This is a genomic window from Streptomyces durbertensis, assembly GCF_014156695.1.
Lineage (GTDB): Bacteria > Actinomycetota > Actinomycetes > Streptomycetales > Streptomycetaceae > Streptomyces > Streptomyces durbertensis.
In genome coordinates, this window is record NZ_WMLF01000274.1 from 1 (window position 1) to 7,196 (window position 7,196).

Annotated in this window: 6 protein-coding genes and 1 pseudogene; 1 reads left to right on the forward strand and 6 read right to left on the reverse strand. The window is 68.3% G+C overall.

The genetic code is table 11. The annotated features are described in order from the left end of the window. Positions 1-16: 16 nt before the first annotated feature. The 4 genes from GL263_RS17680 to GL263_RS17695 all read right to left on the reverse strand — a co-directional run bounded on the left by GL263_RS17680 (position 17) and on the right by GL263_RS17695 (position 3,949). Positions 17-646: an XRE family transcriptional regulator gene (locus GL263_RS17680; protein ID WP_228456594.1), complete on the reverse strand. Its 630-nt coding sequence runs from the start codon at positions 644-646 to the stop codon at positions 17-19. Positions 647-852: 206 nt separating this feature from the next. Then, positions 853-1,680: a carbohydrate ABC transporter permease gene (locus GL263_RS17685; RefSeq protein WP_182856698.1), complete on the reverse strand. Its 828-nt coding sequence runs from the start codon at positions 1,678-1,680 to the stop codon at positions 853-855. Between the two features lie 5 nt (positions 1,681-1,685). Further along, entirely contained in the window at positions 1,686-2,531 is an 846-nt protein-coding gene (locus tag GL263_RS17690) for a carbohydrate ABC transporter permease (protein ID WP_323379450.1), read from the reverse strand. A 77-nt stretch (positions 2,532-2,608) separates the two neighbouring features. Next, positions 2,609-3,949, reverse strand: a complete 1,341-nt coding sequence (locus tag GL263_RS17695) for an ABC transporter substrate-binding protein (protein WP_323379449.1) — start codon at positions 3,947-3,949, stop codon at positions 2,609-2,611. A gap of 374 nt (positions 3,950-4,323) precedes the next feature. Here GL263_RS17695 and GL263_RS17700 point away from each other — a divergent pair, with 374 nt between their 5' ends. Beyond that, positions 4,324-4,584 (forward strand): helix-turn-helix domain-containing protein, encoded by a 261-nt coding sequence (locus GL263_RS17700; protein ID WP_182856696.1) that lies wholly within the window; start codon positions 4,324-4,326, stop codon positions 4,582-4,584. A gap of 377 nt (positions 4,585-4,961) precedes the next feature. Here GL263_RS17700 and GL263_RS17705 read toward each other — a convergent pair whose 3' ends face one another. Next, positions 4,962-5,621, reverse strand: coding sequence for a hypothetical protein (locus tag GL263_RS17705; RefSeq protein ID WP_182856697.1), 660 nt, complete (start codon positions 5,619-5,621; stop codon positions 4,962-4,964). A 74-nt stretch (positions 5,622-5,695) separates the two neighbouring features. Continuing rightward, positions 5,696-7,196 (reverse strand): annotated as a pseudogene (locus GL263_RS17710) (hypothetical protein); the annotation flags it as partial.

The window sequence follows — 7,196 nt, forward strand, 5'->3', positions numbered from 1 at the left end:
GGGCGGGGGAGGTGCCTCAGAGCTGCTCCAGCAGCTCCCAGAAGTGCTCGACGACGTCCGCGAGATAGCGGTGTCCGGCGTCGACGGAACCGTTGGCGGCCTCAGAGGAGGTGTCGATCCAGCTCAGCGAGGCGAAGCTGCGCTTGTGGAACTCGTCGTTCAGCCGTTCCAGCACACGTTCTACGTTCTCCTGCGGCGCGGTCGGCAGCAGCTTGCACACCGGCCGGACATACGCCTGCCAGCGCACGCTCGCCGCACTGCGCAGCATCTCCCGCAGCCGCGCGTCGCGGCCGGTGAGCTCAAGGTGGGTGCGCGCCGGCAGCCGCAGCAGGTCGGCGAGGACGGCCGCCTGCCGGTCGTTGCCGGTCCACTTGCCGGTACGTTCCACCTCCTCGTACTGGGCGACGGGTATCCCGACCTTGATCGCCACATCGGGCAGCGGAACGCCCGCCGCCATCCGGTGCTCGCGCAGCGTGCGCGGCGTGCCGAGCAGGTCCGACGGCGCGCACCACAGGGCGCCGGCGAGTGCGGCGATCTCGTCCTCGGTGGGGGCTTCCTCGTGCTGTTCCCACGCCGCGACCGTGGCCGGGGAGACCCGAACCCCGTACGCGGCGAACATGCCGTAGGCGACATGGGCAGGGGTCATCCCGAGGGCTTCTCTCAGCCTTCGCGCGGCGGTGGCGTCAAAAGGCGGTCTTGCGTGCATCCACCTACGGTAGGGAGGGATTCGTCGGTCGACCCACGGTACGTTCCTTCGAAAGCAAGTTGCGATCCTGGTATTCGCCTTGTAGTTACAGACCAACTGATACGTACCGTCACCATGAGCGGGCCCTGTCGGTGCTGTCGGCCACCTCAGCCCTTCACCGCGCCACCGAGCGTGAAACCCGTGCCGATCCGGCGGGACACCAACACGTACAGCAGCACCGCCGGCGTCGAGTACAGCATGGAGAACGCGGCGAGCTGCCCGTACAGCACACTGCCCGTGTTGCCGAAGAAGGTGAACACGCTCACCGACGCCGGCATGTTCTCCGGCGTGAGCAGCAGCATGAACGGCACGAAGAAGTTCCCCCACATCGCCACGAACGAGAACACCGTCACCACGAGCACGCCCGGCGCCATCAGCGGCAACACCACCCGGACGAGTGACTGCGCCGGCGAGGCGCCGTCCGTCCACGCCGCCTCCTCCAGCGACCGCGGCACCCCGTCCATGAAGCTCTTCATCAACCACACCGCGATCGGCAGCTGCGCCGTCGCCAGGAACAGCGCCGTGCCCCACAGGGTGTCGACCAACTCCACCCGCACGAACAGCCCGTACACCGGCACCATGATCGCCGTGATCGGCAGACTCGTCGCGAACAGGATCGTCAGCAGATACGGCCGCGTCAGCCGGGACCGGTACCGGGACAGCGGATACGCCGCCAGCGCCGCGCAGCACACCGTGACCAGCGTGGCGCCGCCGCAGAGCAGCAGACTGTTGGCCATCGGGGTGAAGGTGATCTCCTCGGTGAGCACCGCCCGGTAGTTCTCCAGCGTCGGCTCGCGCGGCGGGCTCGCCCGCAGATCCGCCCGCGCGTCCACGGACGCCGAAACCAGCCAGGCCAGCGGCAGCAGAAACGCCCCCGCCACCAGCAGCAGCGCGACGTCCGCCGCATGTCGCTGCCGCCCGCCCCGCCGCCGCACGCGCCTCACACCTCCTCGCGCAGCAGCCGCAGATACACGGCCGCGAACAGCCCGCCGACCAGCAGCAGCACCAGCGCCACCGCCGTGCCGTAGCCGATCAGGCTGTTGCGGAACGCCTGCTCGTACATGTACAGCGGCAGCGTCTGACTCCGGTTGCCGGGACCGCCCCGCGTCATCGCCCAGATCAGCCCGAAGACGGACAGCGTCTGCAGGGTGTTCAGCAGCAGGTTCGTGCCGATCGCCCGTCTGATCAGCGGCAGCGTCACAAACCACAGCCGCCGCACCGGCCCCGCCCCGTCCAACTGCGCCGACTCCCGCAACTCGTCCGGGACCTCCGACAGCGCGGCCGAGTAGACCAGCATCGAGAACGCCGTGCCCCGCCACACGTTCGCGAACGACACGGCCAGGATGGGCAGCGTGAACAGCCAGTTCTGACCCGGCAGCCCGAGGAACGCGGTGATCGCGTTGAGCGTGCCCTCCTCGCGGAAGAACGCGTACAGCAGGAAACCGGCCACCACCTCCGGCACCACCCACGCCGTCACCACCACCGCGCCCGTCAGCGACCGCACCGGCCGCGACGCGCGCCGCATCAGCACGGCAAGGCCCAGCCCCAACACGTTCTGCCCGAGGATCGACGAAAGCACCGTGAACACCAGCGTCAGCCACACCGCGTTCCGGAAGCCCTCGTCCGCGAACGCCCGCCGAAAGTTCTCCAGCCCCACAAACGACGCCGACTCCTGCCCCGACAACTGCGTGTCGGTGAACGCGATCACCACGCAGTAGACGATCGGCCCGGCGAGGAACAGCAGCAGCAACGCCGTCGCCGGCCCGAGCGGCAACCACCGAGCCACCGCCGTCCGCCGCCGGGCGCCGCCGCCGCCGCGTGGTGCCGACCGCTTGTCGAGGCGAACGGTGGTCGTCGGGGCGCTCACGGCCCGGTGACCGCCCCGCCGCTGATCGACCTGACCCGCTCGTCGTAGATCGCCGCAGCCCGGGCGGGCGGGGTGCCACCGGCCGTCACGTGCTCCATCGCCTCCTGGATCGCCGTCGAGACCTGCGGATAGACCGGCAGCGCCGGCCGGTAGTGCGTGAACTCCACCAGCCCGGTGAAGAACTCCACTCCCGGCATCGACCGCCGGTACTTCGGGTCGGCGGCGACGTCCTTCCGGACCGCGATACCGGCGTTGGCCACGTGGAAGTCCACGGAGTTCTCCCTGGTGCTGAGCACCTTCACGAACTCCCAGGCCAGATCGGGATTACCGGCCTTCGCCGGGATCGCCCACGTCCAGCCGCCCGACATGCTGACCCGCCCCGGCGACTGCCCGTGCTGCGTCGGCATCGGCGCCTGCCCCAGCACCTCGTGCCACTTCGGCCATGGCGTCCCACCGCCGCGCACCCAGTTGTTCCCCAGCCACGAGCCGTCCAGCGCGATCGCCAGCCGCCCCTCCGGCAGCCACTCACCCGGCACCCGCGTCGCCACGTTCGGGTCCAACGCGTCCGACGCCTTCGGGCCCAGGCCCTCCGTGTACACCGTGCGGACGAACTCCAGCGCGTCCCGGAACCCCTTCGAGCCCGTCACCCACTTCTCGCGCTTCGGGTCGTACAGCGGATCGGCGCCCGTCCCGTACAGCAGCATCTGGAAGCCCTGCATCGTCGCGGCCTCGCCCGCGCCCTTCCCGGTGAAGACGTTCAGCGGGATGACGTCCGGGACCCGCCGCTTGATCGTCCTGGCCGCCGCCAGCAGCTCGTCCCAGTCCTTCGGTCGCCAGTCGGCCGGAAGACCGGCCTTCGCGAAGACCTCCTTGTTGAACCACAGGCCGCGGGTGTCCGTGCCGTCCGGCACGCCGTACACCTTCCCGTCCTGCCCGCGCGCCGCCTCCTTCGCGCTGTCCTCGTAACGTGCCCAGTCCGGCCAGTCGGCCAGGTAGTCGTCCAGCGGGCGCAGCAGGCCGGCGGTGATGTCCGCGTTGATCAGGAACGTGTCCTCGTAGACCAGGTCCGGCGCCGTCTTCGGCGAACGCATCAGCTGCTGGACCTTGGTGTAGTAGTCGGCGTCCGGCGCCTTGATCGGCACCAGCTCCACCTTCTTGCCCGCGTGCGCCTTCTCGAACTGTGCCTTCACCCGGGCCAGGTGCTCGTCCATGATCTTCACGTTGTTGTCCATGGACTGCTTGTAGGACACCCGGACGGTGTCCGGCCCACCGCCGCCCGAGCTGCCGCAGCCGCTCAGCAACCCGGCCACCAGCGCTAACAGCGCGACGACGGCCACGCGGGCGCTTCGGCGGGTCCTGGCGCTTCGACGGGCTCCGGCGCTTCGACGGGCTCCGGCGCTTCGACGGGCTCCGGCGCTTCGGCGGCTTCTGGCGGTTCGCTTGGCGGTGGGGCGCACGGCGGCCTCCCGGGACGTCCCCGACCCCGTGAGGTACAGAGCCGGTGACACAAAGTGCTGGCGGACTGCTTCGGAAAGTACGGTCACCGCCACGCCCGGTCAATGGCGCCTACGGATGAGACGCCGCCGAAGCGGGCATCCTCTCCCCAGGAGAAACGGCCCGTCGACCCGGCCGGCCCACCCGGCTTGACTCGCGGGTAGGAAGGGCGGACAGTAAACCCGGTTCACCCCTCACACAAGGATTCCGTGGTGCCATGAACAAGGCATTCCTCAGCTGGCGGGGCCACAAGCCGGCCGTGGTCAGCAAGGTCCCCAAGCAGCACGACTGCCCGACCGCGTTCGGCCAGGCCGTGTACGACCGGAGGACCCAACTCGCCTGGTCGCAGGCGGAGTTGGCGCACCGCGCGGGCCTGGAGGAATCCGACATCGACCGCATCGAGCGCGGCGACGCCACCCCCAGCCTCCACCTCCTCTGCCGCCTCAACGAAGCAATGACCGACCAACTCACGGCGTGACACCCCGGGGGCGTCGCACGCCCCCGCCCACCCGTTCCCCGGCCTCTCCGCGTTAGGAGCGCGTCAAGATCCCCGCGCGCCCGTCGCGCTCACCACCGCTCTCGGCCTCGTCCGCCGCGCACGCGAGAATGCGACTCAGCTCGGCGGCAGCCGCCCAGCTGGACCTCCGCTCCTCCGCCTCCAGGACGACCCCCTCGCTTCCTCCCGGGCCCTCGCCCGCAAGGCGGTTTCGTCCAGTACATCTGAACGACGGGCGCCGCCACCCCCGGCCTGACCGACGAATCGCGGGTCAGATCGAGGTGTGGCGGCACCGTGGGCTTCGCCGAGAGACTGAGCACTTGCCCAGCGGTGGGCGGGATCCACGCAGCGGATCTCACTCAGGCGAAGATGGTGACCACCTTCGCGACGGCCTGACCCGCTGCCACCGCCTTGATGATTGCGTCGAGCCACGGCGTGAAGTCCGCGTTGACCCTTGCCGTCCAACGCCAGTTGTAGCCGGTCCGCTCCATGGTGCGCCAGCCTGCGGCCAGGGCTTGGTTTACCTCATGCTTGTTCCAGTCGCTGTCTCGCGATCCCGGCTCGAAGGTTCCGTGCAGCCTCCCGTTGTGGGCGAACACGTAGATGGTGGGCCGGGGGGACCTGTCCCTGATGGCCCAGACGAACGAGATGTTGTAGCTGATGGCTCCGGACACGTGGAAGTGCCCACTGTAGTTGTAGGCGCCGTTCCGGTGGAGGGTCAGATTCGACCAGCCGCCGACAGCTACTCCGCGGGGGAAGACCACTGGTCCGGCGTGGAGCGGACCGATCTGGGACCACAGCAGCTCCTCGTCTTCTTCCGCGGGTTCCGCGGCGGTGCCCACGGGCGCTGCTTCGCCATTCTGGAGCACCGCGTCCACGCGTTGGGAGAGGTCGACGGATGAGGAGTGCCCTTCGACGCTCTCTTCGCTGGTCACTTCTGCCTGGGTTTTCTTGGCGGTCTCATACTGCTGTACCGCGCGGACCACTTCGAGTCGTTCTGTGTAGCCGATGTCGACCATTTTTTCCTCCTATGGAATGAACGCTGCGAGCGACAGGATGGGCGGGGTTTGCGTTTCGGACGGTCTGGACTGATCTACGGCTCGTGCGGATCGTCCAATTCGATTTCGACTCTCCGCAAGGTGACGCGATGAATGCGCTCGCGCAGCTCCTCCCTGGAGCTGAGTTGGGCGAGGAGATCCCCTGCCTCACCGTCCGTCTCGGGCTGCTGCTCCGTGACCGGTGGGGGCGCGGCTGAGGGGGGATCGGCTGTTGCGGTCTCGTAGCCGGCGGCGTCGGGAACCTGAACGTCGTGGAATCGCGAAGTGCCGATCGTCGCGTCGATCTCTGGATCTTCCACGTTGCTGGTGTCGCCGTCGGCCATCTCGTTGGGAGCCCAGGTCATTCCCGGGTCGAGACGGTACGTCATTCCGCCGAAAGTCATACCGTCGGCCGAGGCGAGAATGCGAATCGACATCGGACCGCCTGCGTTCAGGATCTCCTCGCGCGAGAATTCCTGCCCGGAGCGCAAGGACACGTCGACCCAGCGCTCCGCTCCGGGTGCCATCAAGAAGGCGATACCGGAGTCTCTGCGTAGGATCTGGACCTCCCAGTCACGGTCGGCCAAGAACGACGGCAGTTCCGGTGTCAGGGTGATACGTGCGGGGGCGTCGAAGGGGTTGCGTACCAAGAAACGGCGGTTCACGAAGGCTGAGAGCAACCCGCCACCGCCGCCACCGCCCGGCACCGGTATGACGTTGCGCTGCGCGATGTTGTTGTCGAACGGTACGAGGCGCCACTCCGCCGTGGGCCCGACTGCGCAGGGATAGAACGTTGCGGGGTCGATGTTGCTCAGGTCGCCGTCAGCGCTGACTTCCATGAACAGGCACTCGTGTCCGACCGTACGCGGCTGCCAGCGGAAGGGGCCGACGATCACGCTGCCGTTCGGTGGGATTTCACCGGGCACGGTGACCTGAGGTGTGTCCATCGGCGCCCAGTCAGCAGGCCAGGACAGTCCGACTCCGGGGGAGGCGGAGTAGCCGCGCACCACTACGTTGCGGGCCGGCGTCGTCCCCCTGTTGCCGACGCGGACGTAGGCGTGGTTCACCTGTCCAGTCACTGGTGTCTCGTGTACGCCGTTGCCGCCTCCCGCACTCGGCGAAAGCCGGTTCCAGATGTTGGTGCACTCCCAGTGGACCGGTTGGAAGCCGTACTCGCCGTCACGCCCGTCGTTGATGTAGACATCGACCTTCGGCGGTGCCCCGGGTGCTGTCACCGGGGTGGGAGCACCGGAGGGCTGGTAGAGGCCTTGCTTCTCGAAGCTCCAACGGACCACCTTGTGGTATGTCCCGCCCCGATAACCCTCGAAGTCGGCCGTGCCGATGTCGGCGTTCATCAGGGCTGTGGCGAACACCTTGGGGTTCGGTGTCGGGGTGACCGGATCGCTCGCGAGAGATCCGATCGCCTTAAAGATGAGGAACATCGTTTGGCGCGCCGCGAGTTTGCGCCGGGCGACGTCTTGGGAATCGCCGCCGAGCGACCGGTACAGGCGGAAGTGCGTCGTCGAGAGGATCTGCTCGCTCGAGTAACTCCCGACG